Genomic DNA, 23,428 nt, shown 5'->3' with positions numbered 1-23,428 from the left:
CTCACCCGTCCGCCGCTCGTCAGCAAAGTAGCAAGCTACTCTCTGTTACCGCTCGACTTGCATGTGTTAGGCCTGCCGCCAGCGTTCAATCTGAGCCATGATCAAACTCTTCAATTAAAAGTTTTTTCTGTCCCTAAGGACATGCTCAATGAATTCTGAATTATTTAATATCTTTCGATATTGAATTGACTGTGCTGCAATTCTTTTCTTAAGTAAAACCTAAGTAAGTTATTGCTGTTGGTCACTCAGTTCAATTGAGACTCTAAATTTGTTTGCGTCATCTAGCGAACTAGAATCTGCTGTTAGAACTCAATCTGTACGAGTGCCCACACAGATGATTGCTTTATATTGTTAAAGAACGTTGCGATTAAAGCGCTTTGCTTTACGTCGCTAGGGCTGCGCATACTACGCTTTCCTATTTTTTTGTCAACACTTAAATTTAAACTTTCTAAAAAATCTAAACTCAAGTTTTACTCGACTTACTAAGTAGCTAGTGCCGCGCTATGCGTTGCGCTCTGCCGTCTCAGTGGGGTCGCATTATAGGGAGATCCAAAAACAGATCAACCCTTTTTTGAAGAAAACTTTAAATAAAACACTGTTCGTTCAAAAATCAAACCAAACTCTACAAAAGAGATACTTTTTTAACTTCAAAATAACTTTATGCGGTTATAAAACGCAAAAGCCCGATGAAAATCATCGGGCTTTTGTTGGAAAGCTTTAAGTATACTTAGATTAAGCTATACCATATTGCTCACGATAGGCTTTTACAGAAGCTAAGTGCTCATTCATAGTGCCTTTCGTTTCAAGGTAGCTAATAAGATCTGCTAGTTTTACTATTGAAACAACTTTAGTACCAAAGTCACGTTCTACTTCTTGAATCGCAGAAAGCTCAGCTTTACCTTTCTCCTGACGATCAAGTGCTATTAAGACACCACTTAAATCAGCGCCATTTTGCGCAATGATTTCCATTGATTCACGAATAGCAGTACCCGCTGTGATCACGTCATCAACTAACATGATTTTACCTTTCAGCTCAGAACCAACTAATGTGCCGCCTTCGCCGTGTGCTTTCTTCTCTTTACGATTAAAGCAATAAGGCACATCTTTATCGTGATGATCAGCAAGTGCAACTGCAGTGGTTGTTGCAATTGGAATGCCTTTATAAGCTGGACCAAATAAAACATCGTAGTCAATCGCCGCATCTTCTAGGGCTGCAGCATAAAAACGACCAAGACGTGCAAGATCACGACCAGTATTAAACAAGCCAGCATTAAAGAAGTAAGGGCTAGTACGGCCAGATTTTAAGGTAAACTCACCAAACTTTAGCACCTGCTTTTCAAGCGCAAATTCAATAAACTCGATTTGATAATCTTTCATTACTATATAAACCTATTCTTTATTAAGCTAACGCTTGTTTTTGAACGTCAATGATTTCACGGATTGAATGCTTAGCAAGAGTTAGTAACTCATCAAGCTCATCAAACGAGAATGGTTCCCCCTCTGCGGTACCTTGAATCTCTATGATTTTACCGGTTTCAGTTAGAATCACATTCATATCAGTTTCAGCGTCAGAATCTTCTAAATATTCTAAGTCTGTAATTGCTTGGCCTTTATAGATACCAACCGAAATTGCCGCGATCATAAATTTAAGTGGGTTTGAATTGATCATCCCCTTACTACGCATATGGGTAAGCGCATCAACTAATGCCACACAAGCACCACTAATAGACGCAGTACGAGTACCGCCATCAGCTTGAATAACATCGCAATCGATAGTGATGGTATTTTCACCTAACGCTTTTAAGTCAACTGCGGCACGCAGAGCACGTGCAATTAAACGTTGAATTTCCATAGTACGACCGCCTTGCTTTCCACGCGCCGCTTCACGACCATTTCGAGTATGGGTTGAGCGCGGCAACATACCGTACTCAGCTGTGATCCATCCTTTACCTTGGCCTTTCATAAAACGCGGTACACCTGATTCAACAGTTGCTGTACAAAGTACTTTAGTGTTACCAAACTCTACCAACACAGAGCCTTCGGCATGCAAAGTGTAGTTACGGGTAAATGTAACCGGTCTAATTTGGTTAGGTGTTCTTTCGCTTGGACGCATTAACGATCCCCTTAATTCATAATTTTACGTATTATAAGTCGATGTGTACTCAGATGCCATGCTGATTTAAACAAAAGCCAATTGTAAAATTCTCATCAACAAAAATTTCCGCTAGAGCTTAGACGGTGTTACGGTATAATCACGTTAAAATTGTTTAAATAAAACTAGGAAACCATCCATGATCCACAGTATGACTGCCTACGCGCGTCGCGAAATTAAAGGCGATTGGGGCACTGGCACGTGGGAAGTTCGTTCAGTTAACCAACGTTACCTTGAAACCTTTATTCGCGCACCTGAGCAATTTCGTGGCATGGAGCCGGTAATTCGTGAACGTCTGCGTAAACATTTGCAGCGCGGCAAGGTCGAAGTATTTTTAAAGTTTGTTGCTAATCCTGCACATGTTGGTGAGCTTTCTATTAATGAAGCATTAGCAGCACAGCTCATTAATAGTGCCAAGTGGGTACAACAGCAAAGCAATGGTGACATAAACCCTGTTGATATCCTGCGTTGGCCTGGTGTTATGGAAGCCGAAGAGCTTGACATGGATAGCGTAAACACAGCACTTATTGCAGGTTTTGATCAAGTAATTGAAGATTTCAAATCAGCACGTGGTGATGAAGGTGCAAACCTTGAAGAAATGATCGCCACTCGCCTTGATGCTATTTTAGAACAAGTAGCCGTTGTGGAAACTCACATGCCAGAAATAGCAAAATGGCAGCGCGAAAAGCTCAACCAAAAATTAGAAGATTTAAAAACTGATATTGACGAATCTCGCCTAGAGCAAGAACTAATCTACCTTGCACAAAAGCAAGACGTAGCAGAAGAACTTGATCGTTTAAAATCACATGTCAAAGAAACTAAAAAAATCCTTAAAAAAGGTGGCGCATGTGGTCGTCGTTTAGATTTTATGATGCAAGAGTTTAACCGCGAAGCCAACACCCTCGCCTCTAAATCAATCAATAGTGATATCACCAATGCAGCGGTTGAGCTAAAAGTATTAATAGAGCAAATGCGTGAGCAGATCCAGAATATTGAGTAATCACTAACTCGCTCAACTTGAGCAAAATCACTTAAATAAAGTACAATATGAATATTAAAGGCTTGAGTTACTCGTAACTCAAGCCTATTTATTTTTAGTAGAGAACAAATTAATGACGCAAACTCGCGGAAACTTATTTATATTATCAGCGCCATCTGGTGCAGGTAAATCAAGCCTAATTAATGCTTTATTAGCAAAGCACAGTGATATGAAAGTATCTGTTTCACACACTACTCGCGCACCTCGTCCAGGTGAAGAAAACGCGGTGCATTATCATTTTGTATCGGTTGATGAGTTTAAAGCCCTCATTGATAAAGATGATTTCTTTGAGTGGGCGCAAGTTTTTGACAACTACTACGGCACCTCAAAACAAGCAATTGAGCAGCAACTTGCAGCCGGTATTGATGTATTTTTAGATATTGATTGGCAAGGTGCGCGCCAAGTTCGTGACTTGGTCGCTGATGTTGAGACAATTTTTATTTTGCCACCTTCAAAAGCTGAACTTGAATCACGTTTAAATAATCGTGGTCAAGATTCGCAAGAAGTCATCGCGGGTAGAATGGCGCAAGCACAATCGGAAACGTCACATTTCAACGAGTATGATTATGTAGTGGTTAACGATGATTTTGCTACTGCACTCAAGGAAATCGAGACTATTGTGCTCGCCAAGCGATTATCGCTACAAAGCCAAGTCATTCGTCATCAAGAGTTGCTGACTGATCTGCTTAAATAATCGTTATTTTTATTAAGCGCGTATTTTATTTGTTTAAATTAACCACAAGCTATTGGCGAATCTGACTGTGTACAGTAAACTACGTCTTTGCTTAAAAATTTATTTGGAGTGCTGAAGATGGCTCGCGTAACTGTTGAAGATGCAGTAGATGCAATTGGTAATCGTTTTGACTTAATTTTAGTTGCGGCTCGTCGTGCCCGCCAAATCGCTGTTGGTGGTAAAAAACCATTAGTAGACCCTGAAAACGATAAACCAACAGTTGTTGCTTTACGTGAAATTGAACTTGGTTTAGTTGATAGCTCATCGATGGATCTGATTGATCGTGAGGAACAACAACATCAAGAAGCAGCTGAAATGGCTGCGGTTGCAGCAATTGTAGGCGGCAACCAATAATCTGACTTCCTTGTCTGATTTAGCCAACGGGGTAGTATTTCTACGCTAGCCGTTGGCAATCCCTTCTTTTCATCGTATATTCTTAACATACCGTTATCTATTTGCTTCACGAGAACATTGGAGTGTGAATGTATCTTTTTGAAGGTCTAAAAAAGAAAATCTCAGAATACTTACCTGCTGCTGATGTAGAGCTGGTACAAAAAGCGTACGTGGTAGCCCGAGAGGCCCATGAAGGTCAAACTCGCTCAAGCGGCGAACCTTACATTACTCACCCTGTTGAAGTAAGCCAAATTTTGGCTGGCATGCATTTAGATCATGAAACATTAATGGCTGCATTAATGCATGACGTGATCGAAGACACTGACTTTAGTCAACAAGATTTAGCCGAAATATTTGGCGATACCGTTGCCGAGTTAGTTGAAGGCGTTAGCAAGCTCGATAAACTCAGCTTTAAAGATAAAAAAGAATTCCAAGCTGAAAACTATCGCAAAATGATCATGGCAATGACTCAAGATATTCGAGTTATTTTGATCAAGTTAGCCGATCGTACACATAATATGCGCACGCTTGGTGCATTACGCCCTGATAAACGCCGCCGCATAGCACGTGAAACACTAGAGATTTATGCACCCATTGCAAATCGTTTAGGTATTCATGATATCAAGAATGAACTAGAGGATTTGGGCTTTCAGGCTCTTTACCCTATGCGTCATCGTGCTTTAAAGTCAGAAGTCGCTAAAGCTCGCGGTAATCGTAAAGAAGTCATTTCAAATATCCAAACAGAAATAGCGGCGCGACTTGAAGAAGCGGGTATTAAAGCAACCGTTTCAGGACGCGAAAAACACTTATATAGCATTTACAAAAAAATGCTAAATAAAGAACTGCTGTTCAATGAAGTGATGGATATATACGCCTTTAGAATTGCCGTTGAGTCAATGGACACCTGTTATCGCGTGTTAGGCGTTGCCCATAACTTATATAAGCCAATTGAAACACGCTTTAAAGATTATATCGCCGTGCCAAAAACCAATGGCTATCAATCGTTACATACCTCGTTGGTTGGCCCACACGGTATTCCGGTGGAAATCCAAATTCGTACTCACGATATGGATCATATGGCAGACAAAGGGGTAGCTGCACATTGGATGTATAAAAAAGCCGGTGATAGCGCAGGTCACACTGCGCAGCAGCGTGCTCGCCAATGGATGCAAAGTCTACTTGAGCTGCAACAAAGTGCGGGCTCATCGTTTGAATTTGTTGAAAACGTTAAAACCGAACTGTTCCCTGAAGAAATCTACGTGTTCACTCCTGATGGTCGCATAGTCGAGTTACCTATGGGCGCAACCGCTGTTGATTTTGCTTATGCAGTTCATACTGATGTGGGGAATACCTGTGTAGGTGCACGCGTTAATCGCAAGCCTCACCCACTCAGTAAAGCACTCGATACAGGGCAAACCGTTGAAGTTATAACAAGCTCTGGTGCGCACCCAAATGCTACTTGGCTTAACTTTATTGTTACAGGTAAAGCCCGTTTAGGCATCCGTAACTATCTGAAAAGTCAGCATCATGAAGAGGCCTTATTACTTGGTCGCAGATTACTCGATTCAGCATTAGGTGAAACTAAGTTTGATGACTTACCGAGCGAAAATATTAACCGAGTACTTGAAGAGCATGAGCTTAATACTGTATTAGAGTTATTAGTTGAAATTGGCTGCGGTAATTTAATGAGTATGCTGATTGCACGCCGCCTGTTACAAAATGACAATGATGATTTAGGCGATATGACTAAAAATGCTAAAGCGACCATTATAGGCACTGAAGGCATGTTAGTTAATTACTCTAAATGTTGTAGACCCGTGCCTGGAGATGCAATCACTGCACATATCAGCCAAGGTAAAGGCATCACCGTGCACCGCCAAGAATGTAAAAATATTCGCGGCTGGGAAACTGAGCGCTCTAAATATTTAGTGGTTAAGTGGGACGATAACCCAGAAAAAGAATATATTGCTGCACTGCGAGTGGAGATTATCAATCACCAAGGTGCCTTAGCAAAACTAACCAATGTAGTGGCAACAACCCAGGCAAACATCGTGGAAATTGCCACTGATGAAAAAGAAAGTAATTTATACGTGATAGATTTAGGGATCACCGTGAAAAACCGTGTCCATGTTGCTAATATCATGCGCCGCATTCGCGTTATGCCTGATGTACAAAAAGTCTATCGTAAAAAATAACATAGGAAAATCATGAATAAAGCATTTATTTCTACCGATCAAGCACCTGCTGCAATCGGTACTTACAGTCAAGCAGTTAAAGTTGGTACAGCCGTTTATTTATCTGGTCAAATCCCTTTAGTACCGGCAACGATGGCAGTGATCTCTGAAGACTTCGCAGAGCAAACACATCAAGTATTTAAGAATATCAGTGCGGTTTGTCAAGAAGCCGGTGGTAGCATTCAAGATTTAGTAAAAGTTAATATTTATTTAACTGACTTATCTAATTTTGCCACTGTAAATGAAGTAATGAGCCAATATTTTAAAGCTCCTTACCCTGCCCGTGCAGCAATTGGTGTTCGTGCACTTCCAAAAAACGTGCAAGTTGAAATTGATGGCATTATGGAATTGCCTTCAACAAATTAACTTCATTATACCCAAGTCACATCTTATGGTGATTTGGGTATAGCAACACATCTAAGAATAAAGAATTAGCTAAACTAACCTATTCTAGTCTCACCTTCGATTTTCTTGACACCTATTCAAATCTCTAGCACTCTATCATTATATAATTATAAAAACCTTTAACTTAAATGTTGTAAAAGGATAGTCCGTGTTTAAGCTTGCTCATAACGGTAATGTATTACTCGATGTTATAGAACATTCACCACCCAGTGCCGCTTTTATTATTGAAGCACTAGAAAAGTCGACATTCTGTGAATGTCGGATAGATCATGACGCCATAAACGCTTTTTTTAAAGAACCCAATAGTGAACGTAGTTTAGTTGTAGCAAGTAAACATGATGCCACCCTGACAGTAACTATTAGTGACGATAAAATGTTAGCCACTGGTGAGCTTACAACTGCACAAGGTGGTAAAGCTTTAGCGCTTGCACAAGCTAAACAACAGCTGATCAAAGCAGGCGTTGCCAGAGGCTATAAGCAGGCTTTTTTAGAACAGCTTTTACAACAGCAATTTGAATTACCAGCAGGCACAACGGCTAAAGGCATACTCGCGAAAGGTCGCTTGCCAGAAGACGGAAAATCATCAAAATTACTCCCTCAAGTACAAACCTTAAAAGAACGGTTAAAAACCCCAAAACTGCGTGAAGACGGCACTGTTGATATGCGTGATTTTGGCAAGTTAGCCAGTGTTGAACCAGGTACAATATTAGTTAGACAACAGCCTGCAACCCCAGGTAAAGAAGGTTTTACTGTCAAAGGTGATGTTCTGCCAGCTAAAGCAGGTGAAAGCAGCCCGTTAGTCGCAGGCGAAGGCAGTGAAATATCTAAAACGAATCCACTAGAGTTAATCTCAACCATTGCAGGCGTGCCAGTAGAAATTCAAAATGGTATGCGCGTTGATGATATTTTTACTATTGCCGATGTAACGGTTAAAAGTGGCCATATTAATTTTGATGGTAGCGTGATTGTTACTCATAACATTGAGCCAGGCATGAAGGTTACCGCCAAAGGTGATATCACCGTTATGGGCACCGTTGAATCCGGTGAATTAACAGCCCAAGGCGATATTACCATTAAACAAGGTGCAATTGGCCACCAGCAAGATGATAAAACGCTTTCATGTAAAATTATTAGTAACGGTAATATTCACCTTTCTCACGCACAATATAGTTACCTAGCTGGCAATAATATTTTTATTGAACGCCAAGCAAGCCACTGTGCAATGAAAGCCACACAGTTATTACAAATTGGCCAAACAGATAATCCGCAAGGTAAATTATTTGGCGGTGAAATTCTTGATGCAGGGATGATCATAGCTGGTGAAATTGGCAATGAGTCTGGTGCAAAAATGCTTATCAACATGGCAGCATCAGGGCAAGCGATAACCGCTGAAACTGATGAATGCTTAAAAGAGCTCGCTAAAACTGATAGCCAACTTGATACGTTGCAAGCCACTATCGAAAAAGCTGATTTACTCAAAGATGCAGAAAAGAAAAAGCTACTGTTAGCAAAAATAGGCGCGACTCAAACTCATTATTGTCAGCAAGCTGAGCAATTAGAAAAGCGCTTATCAAATCTGGAACAACATTTATATGGGTTGCTCAATAATGCTAATTTAGCCGTCAATAAAACTCTGCACTCTGGGGTTGAGATCCATATTTTTGATAAAGTATTAAAAACCAATCGTAGCTACCCTCCTTGTAATGTAAAACTACAAGAAGGCAAAATAGAGATTGAATTTAAAACCAGTTGATCACCAGCAGCAAGAGACTAACCTTGGTTAGTCTCTTGTTAACCTGAACTCTGGTTAAGAGATGTACTTACTGTATTGATATTAAATAACAAATTTATTTCTCAGTCTCCAGCCGGAGACTTTTAGTGATAACAAGGCGAATTTACGCGTCAATAGCTGGCCTATTGCAAGTAAATTCAACGTAGTTAGCGTTAAAAGTAGCCGCTGGAGATAGATTTATTATCCAGAGTTGAGGTTAGTAACTTAGCGCTACTTACAAAATACCCGCGATAGTTTGTTTTAAATCCGCTGGCCACACACCAACTTGCACTTGACCGATGTGCGACTTTTGCAATAACAACATAGCTAATCGTGACTGACCAATGCCACCGCCGATCGTTTGCGGTAACTCTTTAGCAAGTAATTGCTTATGCCAATCAAATTCTAAACGCCCTTGGTCACCTGTGATCGCAAGCTGAGCAACTAATGCATCTGGCGATACCCGGATCCCCATTGAAGAGATTTCAAATGCGTCTTCAAGCACAGGGTTCCATAGTAAAATATCGCCATTTAAACCACTGTACTGCTCACAGGTTTGGGTTGACCAATCGTCATAATCTGGCGCGCGTACATCATGAATTTTACCATCTGCCAATGCGCCACCAATACCAATTAGAAACACCGCACCATATTCTTGAGTAATGGCTTTTTCGCGCTGCTTAGCGGTAAAATCCGGATACATTTGACGTAATTGCTCACTGTGCACAAAGGTAATTTCAGCAGGTAAAAAAGGGCTGATAGCAAATTCATCAGCAACAAACTGCTCAGTTGCTTTTAAGCTTTTATACAAAGCGCGTACTGTTTCTTTTAACTTGTCTAAAGATCGTTCTGTACTGGCACAAATTACTTTTTCCCAATCCCACTGATCAACATACACAGAGTGTATCGGGCTTAATGACTCTTCATCTGGGCGCAATGCTTTCATATGCGTATATAAACCTTCGCCAATTGCAAAACCGTGATCTGCCAAAGTTTTACGCTTCCATTTCGCCAGTGAGTGAACCACTTCAAATTGGCTACCTGGAATGGTTTTAACATTTACCGCAACCGCATTTTCAGTGCCACTTAGGTTATCTTGAATACCATCACCTACTTTAGCTAAAATTGGGGCTTGCACTTCAATTAACCCTAATTGTTGCTCTAATTGCTGTGAAAAATACTGTTTCACTTTGCTAATTTGCTGCTGTTGCTGCATAAATTGTGAACTCATAATAATTGGCCTCATTCCCAGTTATTGTTACTTGCTAAAAGTGCATGATTGCGCTGCAGCAACCATGTCGTTAAAGCAATCCTCAACCATTTAGCAATTTAATTCAATAACCAACAACAAAAAGAGCTTTAATATATTAATTAAATCAATTTAATGGTATAAAAAACAAAGATTCAATAATTATGACGCTTTATTTATATGGAAAATTATCAAATCGATAATCTCGATAAACAGATCCTTCACGCTTTAATGGATAATGCCCGTATTGCCTATGCAGAATTAGCCAAACGTTTCGCTGTTAGTGCAGGCACTATTCATGTTCGCGTTGAGAAAATGAAACAAGCAGGGATCATCACCGGTACCCAAGTAAGCATTAATGCTAAGCAACTTGGCTATGACGTGTGCTGTTTTATTGGCATAAACCTTAATAATGCCCGTGACTACCCACAAACATTATTGCATTTGAAGGAGCTTGAAGAAGTTGTAGAGGCTTATTACACAACCGGTAACTACAGTATTTTTATTAAGGTAATGACGCGTTCAATTGATCATTTACAAGATGTGCTGATCAATAAAATTCAAGCAATTGAAGCAATACAATCAACCGAAACGCTAATATCACTGCAAAACCCTATTAGCCGCTCAGTAATGCCTTAAGGGGCTATTTCCCGTATAATACCGGCAATTTTATCAGTTCAGACAAGGCTAAAAATGGAAACCACTCGCTACCATCGCATAAAACACATACTCGATCGCCGTCAAACCGATTTAACCGTGTGCTTAGAAGATGTGCATAAACACCATAACTTGTCTGCTATTGTCCGTAGTGCAGATGCAGTGGGTTGCCATCATGTGCATGCGGTATGGCCAGAAAATCAAAAGTGGCTAACCAATAACACCTCCGGCGGCAGTAAGAACTGGATAGCCACGCATCTACATAAAGATATTGATAGTGCGGTGGCAATGATGCGTCAGCACAATCCTAAAGTACAAGTGCTTGCCACTAACTTAAGTCCTGATGCTGTTGACTATCGCGAGATTGATTACACGCTACCTACAGCGATTATTGTCGGCCAAGAAAAAACCGGCATCTCAGCGCAAGCACTCGCCCACGCGGATAAAAATATCATTATTCCGATGCAAGGCATGGCGCAGTCACTTAATGTGTCTGTAGCAGCGGCATTAATTTTATTTGAAGCACAAAACCAGCGCCTTAAAGCAGGTTTATACCAACGAACTATGCTTGACGAAACAATAAAGCATAAGATGCTGTTTGAAGGCTGCCACCCGATCATTGCGCAAAAGTGTAAAGAAAAATCATTGCCTTACCCAATACTTGATGACAATGGTGAGATCATTGCGGATGAAGCATTTTGGCAGCGGTTAAAACATGCTTGATGACTAAAGCGTTCACACGTAAACTAAAAACCATCTAAAAATTAATGATTTGAGCCTATTTTGTCAAAGCCAGCTTTAAGCCGCTATCCAATCACTGATCTCAAAGGCGTTGGTCCAAAAATGGCTGAGCGCCTTAAAAAGCTGGGGATCAGCACAGTACAAGATATGCTCTTTCATTTACCGCTGCGTTATGAAGATCGCACCCGAGTTTATAATATCTGTGATTTAGCGGTGCATAGCCATGTTACGATTGAAGCAAGCATAGAAACCAGTCAGATCACTTTTGGTAAGCGGCGTATGCTGGTGTGTCAGGTAAACGATGGTACTGGCAGGCTAACATTGCGGTTTTTTAACTTCAGTGCAGCACAAAAAAATGCCATGAGTACTGGTAAGGTGATTCGCTGTTTTGGTGAAATACGCCGTGGCAGAGTGGGCTTTGAAATGACTCACCCAGAATACAGCCTTAGCGACACACCGAGTGAACAACCAACCGCAACTACACTAACCCCAGTTTATCCAACAACTGAAGGCTTAAAGCAACTCTCTATTCGGGCTTTAAGTGATCAAGCAATTGAATTACTGAATAAATATCACGTTGAAGAGCTGTTACCTAAGCAGTTTCAACATGGCAATATTAACTTAACAGACGCGCTCTTATTATTGCATCGCCCAGCCAATGACGTCGATTTAACAGCCCTTGAGCAAGGCCTGCACCCGGCGCAGCAACGGCTGGTATTTGAAGAATTGCTAGCGCAAAACCTCAGCCTATTAAAATTACGCCAACAAGGGCAACAAGTAAAAGCTGTAGCGCTCAACCCTATTAATCAATTAGAAAGTAAGTTTTTAGCACAACTGCCTTTTGCTCCCACCAATGCGCAAAGTAAAGTGGTTGCCGAAATTAAAGCTGATTTACAACACCCCTATCCGATGATGCGCTTAGTTCAGGGGGATGTCGGCTCAGGTAAAACATTAGTTGCCGCTTTGAGTGCCCTAACGGCTATCGCACAAGGCTATCAAGTCGCGTTAATGGCCCCCACAGAGATTTTATCTGAGCAGCACGGCATTACCTTCGAAAATTGGTTTCAGGCTTTAGGTATCACTACAGCTTGGCTAGGCGGCAAAACCAAAGGCAAAGAACGCAGTGCTACACTTGAGAAAATAGCCTCTGGTGAAGCGCAAATGATTGTTGGCACCCATGCATTATTTCAAGAGCAAGTGGTGTTTAACAACTTAGTATTGGTCATCATCGATGAGCAACACCGTTTTGGCGTTCACCAGCGCTTATCACTGCGAGAAAAAGGCCGCTTTAATGATTGCTACCCACACCAATTAGTGATGACAGCCACGCCAATACCACGTACCTTGGCAATGACCGCTTATGCCGATTTAGAAACATCGATTATCGACGAGTTACCACCGGGGCGAACACCCATTACCACGGTTGCATTGCCAGATATTCGCCGCGATGAAATTATTGCTCGGGTAAAAACGGCCTGTATCGAACAAGGTCGCCAAGTTTATTGGGTGTGTACATTAATTGATGAATCAGAAGTACTACAATGCCAAGCAGCTGAAGACAGTGCCCTGCAATTAACACAAGCTTTGCCGGAGCTAAAAGTGGGCTTAGTACATGGCCGAATGAAAGCGACTGAAAAGCAAGCCATAATGAGTGACTTTAAAGCAGGAAATATTCATGTATTAGTTGCGACCACGGTTATTGAAGTCGGGGTTGATGTGCCAAATGCCAGCTTAATTATTATTGAGAATCCTGAACGCTTAGGCCTTGCTCAGTTACATCAATTACGTGGCCGCGTAGGCCGAGGAGCGACAGCATCACATTGCGTATTGCTGTATCATGCACCACTATCAACCACCGCCCAAAAACGCCTAGCAGTGCTAAGAGATAGTAATGATGGTTTTGTTATCGCAGAGCGAGACTTAGAAATTCGTGGGCCTGGCGAAGTACTTGGCACCAAGCAAACCGGTTTAGCAGAATTTAAAATCGCCGATTTAACTCGAGATAAGCACACCTTAAATCAGGTTAGACCGATTGCCTTGCAAATGCTTACGCAACACCCTGAACAAGTGGATAAGCTGATTAACCGCTGGCTCGCTGGTAAATCAGCTTATGCTCAGGCATAAAAAAGCCCCGTAAGTCTACAGGGCTAGTCACTTAATGATTGCTTACATTAGAATTTATATTCAAGACCTAATGCTAAATAGCTGGCATCGTTTTTTAATGCATAATCATAGTCTGTGTAGAATGTGAATAAGCGCGTATTCTTATTCAAGTGATAGTCTGCACCAATGCTGTAACCCGATTTATCTAAACCGTCATCACTGTCAAGAGTCTGATACTGTGCTTTTAGGGTAAATTGATTAATGTCATAAGCCGCTGAGACTAAAAAGCCATCCGCATCTACTTTATCAATCAAGCGTTCTTGAGTTTGGTACATTGCACCAAGCTTGATACCCGCCACTTTAGTCGCAACGCTTGCACGAATGATATCATGGCCTTCCATTTCGTAATCACCCGCAATTGCAGCATAAAATTTACTTTCTTTTAGTCTGCTATCACCGTAAGTCAGTGCCGCTGAGTATGAGTTATCACCTTCAACATTATCTTCCACTACATAGGTTGCGTAAGCGTTAAAACCATTAATTGAATTAGAGGTGTAATGTAATGCATTTCCAGTACGTACTTCGCCACGGAAAACATTTTTCAAATCACCCTCAAGGTCATTGAATTGGTCAATTTTACCCTGTGACTTACGTAGCGCTGAGTAATCACGGCCCGCAGTTAACATGCCGTAGCTGCCTTTTAGGCCAATAAACTGATTACGTGCGGTAATGTTATCTTCATCACCTTTAGAGTCCGCATCAGACACATCAACTTTAAACTCAAATTGATAAATAACTTCTAATCCGTCATTAATTTTTTCGCCACCTTTAATGCCGAAGCGTGATTCATTACTTTTTAATTCAGTGAACGAACCTTCCCCTTCATCAGAAGACTGTGCTGTGATATTTGCTTTACCATATACCTCAACATCAGCAAATGCAGAAAAAGACACACCACTAATAGCCGCAAGTAACAGGCTCGATTTTGCAAATTTCATATTTTTTCCTCAATAAACGCAACAGACTAGTTTTAATACGGCTGCATTTTGCCACCACTAAATGACAGAAATATTACAAAAGAAACATTTATGACTTATATAATTCATAAAAACAAACCACAACTGAAATTAAAATTACACAAAAGCGTCATAAACAAGGAGCATTTTGACCATGTTTAAATAGGAAACCCTTCACTATTTTGCGCTAAATTCACTACTAATATTAGGCGTTAACTCGACCAATAAATTAACTAAAGTTTCCAGTAACAGTTTTTGTTCGTTGTCTCTATGATAAGCAACAAAAATATCTCGAGAAGTATGTTCAACATCAGCAACACAGTATAGCTCACCTTTATCTAAATGCGGTTTTGCTAATACTTCTGGAATAAATGCACTGCCACCACATTGTAGTATTAAATCTAGGGCTATGCGCCCTGTGCTGGTGCGAAAATAAGGCGGTGTGCGCCCTGTAAATTGGCGCGCGTGCCAAAGCGAGAAAGTGGTTCCCCAATCTACATATACATATTGGTTATCAAAAAAGTTTTCATTTGCTGCACCTTCAAATGCACTAATAGGAATAATCGGCAGTGTACATATGCGCTCGACAACTAACTCATCAACTTTAGGCGGATCAAATAAAATGGCGAGATCTAAAGTACGCTCTAATAATAACCGTGTACTTTCTTGCTGCGCTTTAACTTCTGCAACCAGTGATACGCCAGGCATAGCTGACACAATATTAGTAATACCAAATTGTAAAAAGGCATCCCAAATATTAGGAGTACCTGCTAAACTCACTTGCTTATGCATATTATCAGCGAGTGCTACATCGACTTTTGCTCGTTGCATACCGGTTATAATCATTTGCGCATGGGGTAACAAGCGCTCACCAGGGGCGGTCAATTGAATATTATTGCGTTGGCGGATAAATAAATTAACACCTAACCCTTGTTCTAATTGACGAATACGAAAACTCACCGCAGACTGTGTAATATAAAGGTTTTCAGCTGCTTTACCGAAGTGACGAGTTCGCACCACCTCGACAAAGGTTTTTAATAAATCTATATCCAATTATTTATCCTCACGATAAAAATTTTTTGTTTAATAAATTGCGCAACTTGATCCATACTCCAGCCAGTAAATAGGGCATGAGGAAACAGCCATGAGCAATGATATTTCACTACTTCGCCAAGCATTTGTAAGCCAACGTCAGTTTTATGATGACCAAAATTTTCCACGCGGATTCGGTCGCAGTGGTAACTTCACCTTACTAGAAGCCAGTATTCTTGAGCAACACGGCGTGGTACTCAAAGGGTTATACAACAAAACCCTTGAACCACAAAACGAAATTCAAGCACAATTTCTTGCTGTTGTTTCAGGTAGCCAAGAGCCAACTAACGCCATTGAACGCGCTTGGATAAAATACCTCAAGCTAACAACCTGTAAAACTAAGTTTCATACCTTATTTGGCCGCTCGCGGATCTCAAGCCCAACGCCACAGAGCCAAGACTACTATTCGGAGTCAGATAGTCTATAAAAATAATGATGTTATTTGCTTTTTCGTGTTTTAACAGTTACACCTTGTATAAGCAATACTATTTGGTCCAGCCAAAAAACAAGGTGTTACGTGACACGGAAAATACTCATCATTGAAGATACGCCAACTATAGCGCGAGTGCAAAAACACATCGCAATTAAAGTTGGCTATGACGCTGATATAGCTGGAACATTAGCGCAAGCAAAAGTGTTAATTAGCAAAAATAGCTATTTTTGTGCCGTAGTAGATTTTATTTTGCCTGATGCTCCACTAGGCGAAGCAATTCCCTGCACTATTGCAGCTGAAATTCCCACCATTGTCATGACGGGTAACATCGATTTACAAACCCGTGAGGCTGTTGAAAAATACCCCATTATTGATTACATCACTAAAGAAAATAAACAAGCTTATCAATACTTAGAAAAACAGTTGCAACGCTTACCCCGTAATGAAAAGGTCAAAGTATTGGTGGTTGATGACTCGGCTTCAACTCGACATTATATTTGTAATTTACTTAAACGTCATAAGTATCAGGTTTTAGAAGCTAATGATGGCATTGAAGCACTTGCCATTCTGGAGCAAACCCCAGATATAACGGTGATCATTACCGATAACGAAATGCCCAATATGAATGGTGATGAATTATGTACTGAGATCCGCCGTTTATACAGCAATGAGGAAAAAGCCATTATTGGTATTTCCGGTTCTGATACATCTCATCTTTCAGCACGCTTTTTAAAAAATGGCGCTAACGATTATTTACGTAAACCATTTAACAGCGAAGAGTTTTATTGTCGTTTGAGCCAAAACGTTGACATGTTAGAGCAAATTAACACTATTCGCTTGCAAGCCAATACTGACTATTTGACTAAATTACCTAATCGCCGTTACTTCTTTGAAGAAACAACTAAATCGTTAAAGCAACTGCAGCAACAAGGATTAATAACTTCTATAGCGATGCTTGATATTGACCATTTTAAATCAATCAACGATAACTATGGCCATAATGCCGGCGATGAAGTACTGCGGGGACTGGCTAGCTGTTTTGCTAAATATTTTAAAAAGCATTTAGCCGCACGGTTAGGCGGTGAAGAATTTGCGGTTTTTTTTGCTGATACAGATAAAAATGAAGTAGTAAAACGCCTAGAGGGTTTTCGTCATTTCATTGAGCTCAATAGCCCTGAATTTAGCCAACAGAAAATTAAATTCACGTTATCTATTGGTTACGTACACCAACCTGTTTATCAAATCGATGAATTATTAAAACAGGCTGATATTAAGCTTTATGAGGCTAAAGAAACTGGCCGCAATAAAGTCAGTGCTTAAACTGGCTTAGTTGGAGCAGGGATATTTTCACGTTTGCGCTTTTGTGATTGTCGATATGAATCGTAGCTAAAAATTGCCAGCGCACTCCAAATACAGGCAAATGTTACTATGCGCTCACCGCTGAATACTTCACCATAAAACACCACGGCTAAAATAAACATTAAGCTTGGCCCAATGTACTGAAAAAACCCCAAGGTAGTATATTGCAAGCGCTTCGCGGCACCTATAAAGCACAATAACGGTAACGTCGTAATAACACCTGCGCTGATCAACAACGCATTGGTATGCCAATCATTCGCAGTAAAATCGGAGCTGGCTGTAGGCACCATTAACCACCAATATACTAAAGCAACGGGCAATAAGATTAACGCTTCAAGTAATAACCCTGGTAATGATTCGATTGGCAATTTTTTACGTAGTAAGCCGTAGATCGCAAATGAGCTTGCTAATGACAAGGCAACAACCGGGAAAGAACCAAAGCTAATCACTTGGATCAGTACGCCACACAATGCCAACGTAACAGCAAACGCCTGCCATTTACGAAGCTTCTCTCCTAAAAATAGCATGCCGAGTAACACATTTAATAATGGATTAATGTAATAACCCAAACTCGCATCAAGCATATGGTCATTATTGACGGCCCAAATAAACAACCCCCAGTTAAAGCCCAGTAATGCGGCCGTGAGCACTAACATGGCAATTAACTTAGGTTGCTTGAAAATATATTGGACTTTATGCCACTGCTGCAACACAGCAACTATGATGGCGATAAATAATACCGACCATACTACTCTGTGCATTAGTATTTCAAATGCCGAAATGTGCTGTAGTAATTTGAAGTATATAGGCGCTAAGCCCCACATAAAAAAAGCCATACAGGCTAAGATAACGCCTTTACGCTGTTCAGGATTAGTTGGCATAAATAAGTTCTAAACGTGTAAAAGGCGGCTAGTTTACTCTTCGAGTACAGTTTTATCCAACTAAATAAGTCCCTGTACCAAATGCTATTTGCACACTTTGTTCATTATGCAGCTCCATTCTACAGACACACACCTTGTTACCTGAACGAATAAGTTTTGCACTCGCAGTAAATTCGCTACCTTTACCTGGTCGCAAATAATCAGTTCGTAAGTCGATGGTACCTAAAGTAGCCAACTTTTTTTGCACACTTGGCAGATCAAGCTCTGTGAGTTTATCTATCATTGCAGCTGCAGCAAGCATACCGCCAACATTATCTAGCACCGCTGAGATCACCCCACCATGAAGAATCTTTTGCGCCGGATTACCTATAAATACATCCTGCCAGGGGAAACTTATTTGCGCTTGCTCTGCATCTAAAAATTTTACTTTAATTTGTAAAAACTGATTAAACGGCATTTGTTCAACAAATACTTTTGCAACTTGATCAATTAAAATAGCTTTATTCATTATTATTAACCGCATACTTTATAACTGGTAAGATGAGTAAAGCACAACTAAAAAGAAAGTGCGATAAAAAGCACCTATGCAAGGTCGCCTAAAAGCTCTAAAATGAGCGCGATGAATACACCAATCCCAACACCAAGCGCCGTTGTGCGCAGCCCCGCCGCTATACTCAAACAAGTGTTTGGTTATAGCGAGTTTCGTGACGGCCAAGAAACGGTAATTAATGCAGCCCTTAACGGCCAAGACACCCTAGTATTATTACCCACAGGTGGTGGTAAATCTGTTTGCTATCAAGTACCAGCATTAGCGTTGAGTGGCTTAACCGTAGTGATTTCACCGCTGATCTCATTAATGCAAGATCAAGTGTCACAACTGCGAGCGCTTGGAGTAAAAGCGGCGTATATCAACAACAGCCTTAACCGCGACGAGCAACAACAGATATACCAACAACTGCACAGTGGTTTGATCAAACTTCTGTATGTTGCGCCTGAAAAAGTACTACAACACGAATTTAAAGAACGCTTAAGTCACCTGAATATTAGTTTATTTGCGATTGACGAAGCTCACTGTGTGTCACATTGGGGCCATGATTTTCGCCCGCATTACTGTCGTCTAAGCGAGCTTAAACAGCATTTCCCACATGTGCCGATGATGGCACTAACCGCCACTGCCGATAAAGCAACCCGTTTTGATATTGTCCAGCAGCTTGGTTTAACCGCTCCCTATATTCATACAGGTAGTTTTGATCGACCGAATATTCGCTACACTATTGAAGAAAAATTCAAACCGCTGGCGCAATTACTTCGCTACTTAAAAGAACAACAAAATCAAAGTGGCATCATTTATTGCACCAGCCGTAAACGGGTTGACGAAATAGCAGAAAAAATTGCCGATGCAGGCATGAATGCAGCGGCTTACCACGCAGGGATGAGTAATGAACAGCGCCAATTTGTACAAACAGGCTTTGCTCGCGATGATATTCAAATCGTGGTTGCCACAGTGGCGTTTGGCATGGGGATTAATAAACCCAATGTACGGTTTGTACTACATTACGATATTCCAAAAAGTATTGAGTCTTACTATCAAGAAACTGGGCGAGCTGGACGTGATGGTCTTGCGGCAGAAGCAATCATGTACTTTGATCCTGCTGATATTGGCCGGGTAAGACGTTTTTTTGAAGACATTGAAGATGAACAGCGCCGCCGCGTTGAAGAGCAACGCTTTAATGCCATGGCAAGCTTTGCAGAAGCACAAACCTGCCGCCGCCAAATACTGCTTAACTATTTTAGTGAATACCAACGTGAACCCTGTGGTAACTGTGATATTTGCCTGAACCCACCAAAAAGCTTCGATGGCACCTTAGTTGCCCAGCAAGCTCTGTCATGTGTGTATCGCGCCGAACAGCGCTTCGGTTTAGGTTACATCGTAGAATTACTACGCGGAGCTAACACCAGCCGTATTCGTGATAATAATCACCACCAGCTCAGTACTTATGGCATAGGCAAAGATCACAGTAGTGAATTTTGGCTGAGTATTTTACGCCAACTCATCCACCAAGGTTTGCTAAGTCAAGATATCACCCAAGGCTCTGCGCTGCGCTTAACTGAAGGCGCACGTGCCATTTTTAAAGGTGAATATGCGCTGCAATTGGCTGAGCCGCGCCTACAAGCTAAACACGTTTACCAAGATAAATTGGCTCAATTTAACTATGATAAAAAGCTGTTTGCAAAACTTCGTGCTCTGCGTAAAGAACTTGCTGATGCCGATGATGTGCCGCCATATGTGGTATTTAACGATAAAACACTCGCTGAAATGGCGCAGTTAATGCCAACCAATGACAGTGAGTTTCTCAAAGTCTCTGGGGTTGGCTTTACCAAACTTAACAAATACGGCAGCCCCTTTTTACAAGCTATTCGTAACTATTTAGCGGCTTCCTAAGTACAGAGTAACAGCATGACTGAATTTCAATTAGACACCCGCCATAATGCAATCATTATTAGCCCGAGCGAAATGCCTAATGATGATGACTTTGAACTATGGGCGCATTTATTTCTCCACGCACCCGAGATCACAATAAGCGAGTTTGCCAGTGGCGCGGACCGCCATCAATGCCGCTTTAGCTATGCAAACCAAAACTTTAATTTAAACTTCGAGCATTATAGTAATAGTGTCTGGATCAATGCAGAAGGTGTTGAAGCTGAGCAATTATTAGCTGTACTTGTCCATTATTTTCTTACCCAAATGCAACAATGAGGTGGACTTATACTGCAAGTTAGTGTGTAGTAAGCACAGACTAAAGTTCATTTTCAAGGATTTAAATGGCCGTAAGCAGATGTTTTAAGTTTCTACTTTTTACCTGTTCAAGCTACCTGCTCTATGCCCCCTATTGTCTTGCGCAATCTGAGGCTCAAACCCAGCAAAGCTGTGATAAGCAACAGACTATTACTGCATCTGAAAAGAACTTATACCGCCAACTTGATGGCGAAGAGCTATTACCAGAAAAAACCCCCGATGCCAAAATAGCAAACATCAAACTTAATCAGCTCAACGTGTTTAATACTGAACTCGAAGAAGAAAATAACGCGCTATTTCGATTTGCTAATCGTGCACACATGACCACAGAACCTGATGTTATTAAAAGCATTCTGTTATTTGCGCCTGAAGATAACTATGAGCCAAGAAAACTGGCTGAATCAGAACGTTTATTACGTCGCCAAGGTTACTTATATGATGCCAATATTAGTGCCGAAACTAATTGCGATGGGCATATTGATGTCACTGTAGAGACCCGCGATTTATGGACATTACTGCCTGAGATAAGCTTTAGTCGCAGCGGCGGCGAAAATAAATCGAGTATCGGCTTTCGTGAGTCTAATTTACTTGGCTGGGGGAAACGCCTCTCACTGTCACGCACATCCGATGCCGAGCGCAATGGGTATTTATTTGTATACGATGATCCAAATATACTATCAAGTCGTTACCGTGGCCGCGTTGAGTATTCTGATAACGATGATGGAAAACGCCATTTACTCGAGTTAACTTACCCGTTTTATTCCATTGATACACCTTATAGCTATGGATTATTAAGTTACTCAGATCAACGCACCGAGTCGCTCTATAAACGAGGCGAAGTGTTCAGCCAATTCTCCCAAAAAACCGAGTATAACCGTATTTACTTTGGCCACTCCAAACACCTTAGCAATAATTGGACGCAGCGTCTCAATGTAGGTTATACCCACGAACAACAAAGCTTTGCTAGCACTTCAGAAACCAATACGCCACTGGCTGAAAAACGAGAGTTAAGTTACCCCTATATAAGCGGCCACTGGTTTGAAGATCGCTTTGTAAAAGTAAGAAATTTCGACAGCATTTATCGCACTGAAGATCTCAATTTAGGGTGGAATCTACAAGCTTTACTCGGTTACTCCAGTGAAGAAGTAAGCAATGATGCAAGTCGTGCCATTTACTCCTTCAATGCTAAGAAAGCGCACTTTAGAGGTAATGATACGTTGTGGCGCTTTCATGCCAGCCTCGATGGTTATTGGAACGAAGAGCAAGGCAAAGTAGAGAACCTGTTAGCTAGTAGCCAAGTGCAATATTATTTAAATACCAGTTTAGAGCAATCCTGGTATGCCAGAATACGGCTTGATTATGCAAATAATCTCACTCCAGATCAGCAACTGAGCCTAGGTGGTGAAAATGGTTTACGTGGCTACCCGTTAGATTATCAACAAGGTGATCGCAGCTTTTTGGTCAATTTAGAAAAACGTTACTACTGGGAGTACGACTTGCTGCAGCTTTTTAAAGTCGGTGGTGCTGCGTTTTTTGACATTGGACGCGCTTGGTTCAACAATAAAAATAACGGTGATAATGGCCAAGTTTTAAAAAACATTGGTGTTGGTTTAAGGCTCGCACCAAGCAGAGCCAACGCCGGAACGGTGATCCATCTAGATATCGCCGCTCCCCTTGATAAAGATGATGATGTGGATTCAATCCAATGGCTTGTCACTGTAAAAAATACCTTTTAAAGGTCACGAAAAACGCTAAAATACGCCTTCGGTAAAGCTGATTAGGACGACGTGTGGAACTACTTGATATTCTCAGTATGCAATACAGATGGGTGGTAACATTAGTTGCCTTATTAGCATTTCCATTGCTGTTAAAACTCACCAAAAAACTACTCGAAAAAACCATCAAAGGTAAAGTCGATATTCATCGAAAATACCGCGCTGAGCTACTACTAAAAATTATTCTCGCATTTGTGCTGCTCTGTTTAGTACTGGTTTTTTGGGGCATAGAGTTACGCGGTTTGCTGGTACTTGGTTCATCCTTATTTGCTATGCTTGGCGTGGCACTTTTTGCTGCGTGGTCACTGCTAAGCAATCTAACCTCCTTTTTACTAATGTTTATTCAAAATGACTGCCGTGTTGGTTATTGGGTCAGAGTGATTGATGGCGCTAACTTTGTTGAAGGACGAATTGTTGAAATGGGCTTAATGAATGTGGTTCTTGAGCATATTGATGGTCATCGCGTTATTTACCCAAACAACTTATTTGTTACACGCCCGGTGATGGTATTAAGCAATGAGCCAAAACCCAGCAAAACAGCCCCTATTAAACGTATTATTGGGCCAAGAAAACCATTATAAATGGTGATAGTGGCAGA

22 protein-coding genes and 1 rRNA gene are annotated in these 23,428 nt (G+C 41.1%); 15 read left to right on the top strand and 8 right to left on the bottom strand.

The window, feature by feature from the left end; all coding sequences use genetic code 11:
• From A7968_RS17905 to rph, 3 genes are all read right to left on the bottom strand, one after another.
• Positions 1–117 (bottom strand): 16S ribosomal RNA (locus A7968_RS17905); the annotation flags it as partial.
• A gap of 615 nt (positions 118–732) precedes the next feature.
• Positions 733–1,377 carry an orotate phosphoribosyltransferase gene (gene pyrE / locus A7968_RS17900; protein WP_064667927.1) on the bottom strand — a complete coding sequence of 215 codons (645 nt, stop codon included), beginning with the start codon at positions 1,375–1,377 and terminating at the stop codon, positions 733–735.
• A gap of 22 nt (positions 1,378–1,399) precedes the next feature.
• Positions 1,400–2,113 carry a ribonuclease PH gene (gene rph / locus A7968_RS17895; RefSeq protein WP_064667926.1) on the bottom strand — a complete coding sequence of 238 codons (714 nt, stop codon included), beginning with the start codon at positions 2,111–2,113 and terminating at the stop codon, positions 1,400–1,402.
• Positions 2,114–2,291: 178 nt separating this feature from the next.
• Here rph and A7968_RS17890 point away from each other — a divergent pair, with 178 nt between their 5' ends.
• The 6 genes from A7968_RS17890 to A7968_RS17865 all read left to right on the top strand — a co-directional run bounded on the left by A7968_RS17890 (position 2,292) and on the right by A7968_RS17865 (position 8,709).
• Complete coding sequence (locus A7968_RS17890) at positions 2,292–3,152, top strand: YicC/YloC family endoribonuclease (RefSeq protein ID WP_064667925.1); 861 nt, start codon at positions 2,292–2,294, stop codon at positions 3,150–3,152.
• A gap of 112 nt (positions 3,153–3,264) precedes the next feature.
• A complete protein-coding gene (gene gmk, locus A7968_RS17885) occupies positions 3,265–3,885 on the top strand; it encodes a guanylate kinase (protein WP_064667924.1) in 621 nt (206 codons plus the stop codon).
• 117 nt (positions 3,886–4,002) lie between these two features.
• The gene (rpoZ, locus tag A7968_RS17880; RefSeq protein ID WP_064667923.1) at positions 4,003–4,278 is read left to right on the top strand and encodes a DNA-directed RNA polymerase subunit omega; all 276 of its coding nucleotides are present in this window, start codon (positions 4,003–4,005) and stop codon (positions 4,276–4,278) included.
• Between the two features lie 128 nt (positions 4,279–4,406).
• Positions 4,407–6,512, top strand: a complete 2,106-nt coding sequence (spoT, locus tag A7968_RS17875; protein WP_064667922.1) for a bifunctional GTP diphosphokinase/guanosine-3',5'-bis pyrophosphate 3'-pyrophosphohydrolase — start codon at positions 4,407–4,409, stop codon at positions 6,510–6,512.
• Positions 6,513–6,524: 12 nt separating this feature from the next.
• Positions 6,525–6,917 (top strand): RidA family protein, encoded by a 393-nt coding sequence (locus tag A7968_RS17870; protein ID WP_064667921.1) that lies wholly within the window; start codon positions 6,525–6,527, stop codon positions 6,915–6,917.
• A 187-nt stretch (positions 6,918–7,104) separates the two neighbouring features.
• A complete protein-coding gene (locus tag A7968_RS17865; RefSeq protein ID WP_064667920.1) occupies positions 7,105–8,709 on the top strand; it encodes a flagellar assembly protein A in 1,605 nt (534 codons plus the stop codon).
• 253 nt (positions 8,710–8,962) lie between these two features.
• Here A7968_RS17865 and asnA read toward each other — a convergent pair whose 3' ends face one another.
• Entirely contained in the window at positions 8,963–9,958 is a 996-nt protein-coding gene (gene asnA, locus A7968_RS17860) for an aspartate--ammonia ligase (protein ID WP_064667919.1), read from the bottom strand.
• 198 nt (positions 9,959–10,156) lie between these two features.
• Between asnA and asnC the strand changes: the two genes are divergently transcribed.
• Genes asnC through recG form a run of 3 tightly spaced genes read left to right on the top strand, consistent with a single transcriptional unit; the run spans position 10,157 to position 13,498 of the window.
• Positions 10,157–10,615, top strand: coding sequence for a transcriptional regulator AsnC (asnC, locus tag A7968_RS17855; protein WP_064667918.1), 459 nt, complete (start codon positions 10,157–10,159; stop codon positions 10,613–10,615).
• A 54-nt stretch (positions 10,616–10,669) separates the two neighbouring features.
• Positions 10,670–11,356, top strand: coding sequence for a tRNA (guanosine(18)-2'-O)-methyltransferase TrmH (gene trmH, locus A7968_RS17850; protein WP_064667917.1), 687 nt, complete (start codon positions 10,670–10,672; stop codon positions 11,354–11,356).
• Positions 11,357–11,416: 60 nt separating this feature from the next.
• Positions 11,417–13,498, top strand: a complete 2,082-nt coding sequence (gene recG / locus A7968_RS17845) for an ATP-dependent DNA helicase RecG (protein ID WP_064667916.1) — start codon at positions 11,417–11,419, stop codon at positions 13,496–13,498.
• A 47-nt stretch (positions 13,499–13,545) separates the two neighbouring features.
• On the opposite strand, the gene A7968_RS17840 is transcribed toward recG, so the two are convergent.
• Both A7968_RS17840 and A7968_RS17835 read right to left on the bottom strand, forming a co-directional pair.
• Positions 13,546–14,475, bottom strand: a complete 930-nt coding sequence (locus tag A7968_RS17840; protein WP_064667915.1) for a porin — start codon at positions 14,473–14,475, stop codon at positions 13,546–13,548.
• A 195-nt stretch (positions 14,476–14,670) separates the two neighbouring features.
• Positions 14,671–15,546: a LysR family transcriptional regulator gene (locus A7968_RS17835; protein WP_064667914.1), complete on the bottom strand. Its 876-nt coding sequence runs from the start codon at positions 15,544–15,546 to the stop codon at positions 14,671–14,673.
• Positions 15,547–15,637: 91 nt separating this feature from the next.
• Here A7968_RS17835 and A7968_RS17830 point away from each other — a divergent pair, with 91 nt between their 5' ends.
• Complete coding sequence (locus tag A7968_RS17830; RefSeq protein WP_064667913.1) at positions 15,638–16,012, top strand: MaoP family protein; 375 nt, start codon at positions 15,638–15,640, stop codon at positions 16,010–16,012.
• A gap of 90 nt (positions 16,013–16,102) precedes the next feature.
• Positions 16,103–17,338 (top strand): diguanylate cyclase, encoded by a 1,236-nt coding sequence (locus A7968_RS17825; protein WP_064667912.1) that lies wholly within the window; start codon positions 16,103–16,105, stop codon positions 17,336–17,338.
• On the opposite strand, the gene rarD is transcribed toward A7968_RS17825, so the two are convergent.
• Complete coding sequence (gene rarD, locus A7968_RS17820; RefSeq protein WP_064667911.1) at positions 17,335–18,258, bottom strand: EamA family transporter RarD; 924 nt, start codon at positions 18,256–18,258, stop codon at positions 17,335–17,337. The two genes, A7968_RS17825 and rarD, sit on opposite strands and share 4 nt — an antisense overlap.
• Positions 18,259–18,310: 52 nt before the next feature.
• Positions 18,311–18,766: a thioesterase family protein gene (locus A7968_RS17815; protein ID WP_064667910.1), complete on the bottom strand. Its 456-nt coding sequence runs from the start codon at positions 18,764–18,766 to the stop codon at positions 18,311–18,313.
• Positions 18,767–18,877: 111 nt separating this feature from the next.
• Between A7968_RS17815 and recQ the strand changes: the two genes are divergently transcribed.
• From recQ to A7968_RS17795, 4 genes are all read left to right on the top strand, one after another.
• The gene (recQ, locus tag A7968_RS17810; RefSeq protein WP_064667936.1) at positions 18,878–20,701 is read left to right on the top strand and encodes a DNA helicase RecQ; all 1,824 of its coding nucleotides are present in this window, start codon (positions 18,878–18,880) and stop codon (positions 20,699–20,701) included.
• 15 nt (positions 20,702–20,716) lie between these two features.
• Entirely contained in the window at positions 20,717–21,016 is a 300-nt protein-coding gene (locus A7968_RS17805; protein WP_064667909.1) for a DUF3630 family protein, read from the top strand.
• 65 nt (positions 21,017–21,081) lie between these two features.
• Positions 21,082–22,791 carry a POTRA domain-containing protein gene (locus tag A7968_RS17800; RefSeq protein WP_064667908.1) on the top strand — a complete coding sequence of 570 codons (1,710 nt, stop codon included), beginning with the start codon at positions 21,082–21,084 and terminating at the stop codon, positions 22,789–22,791.
• 77 nt (positions 22,792–22,868) lie between these two features.
• Entirely contained in the window at positions 22,869–23,411 is a 543-nt protein-coding gene (locus A7968_RS17795) for a mechanosensitive ion channel domain-containing protein (protein WP_064667935.1), read from the top strand.
• The last annotated feature ends 17 nt before the right edge of the window (positions 23,412–23,428 follow it).

Origin of the sequence: Pseudoalteromonas prydzensis, assembly GCF_001661495.1 — a bacterium.
GTDB lineage: Bacteria > Pseudomonadota > Gammaproteobacteria > Enterobacterales > Alteromonadaceae > Pseudoalteromonas > Pseudoalteromonas prydzensis.
The sequence above is the reverse complement of the archived record's forward strand: the minus strand, read 5'-3'. Positions and strand labels throughout refer to the sequence as shown.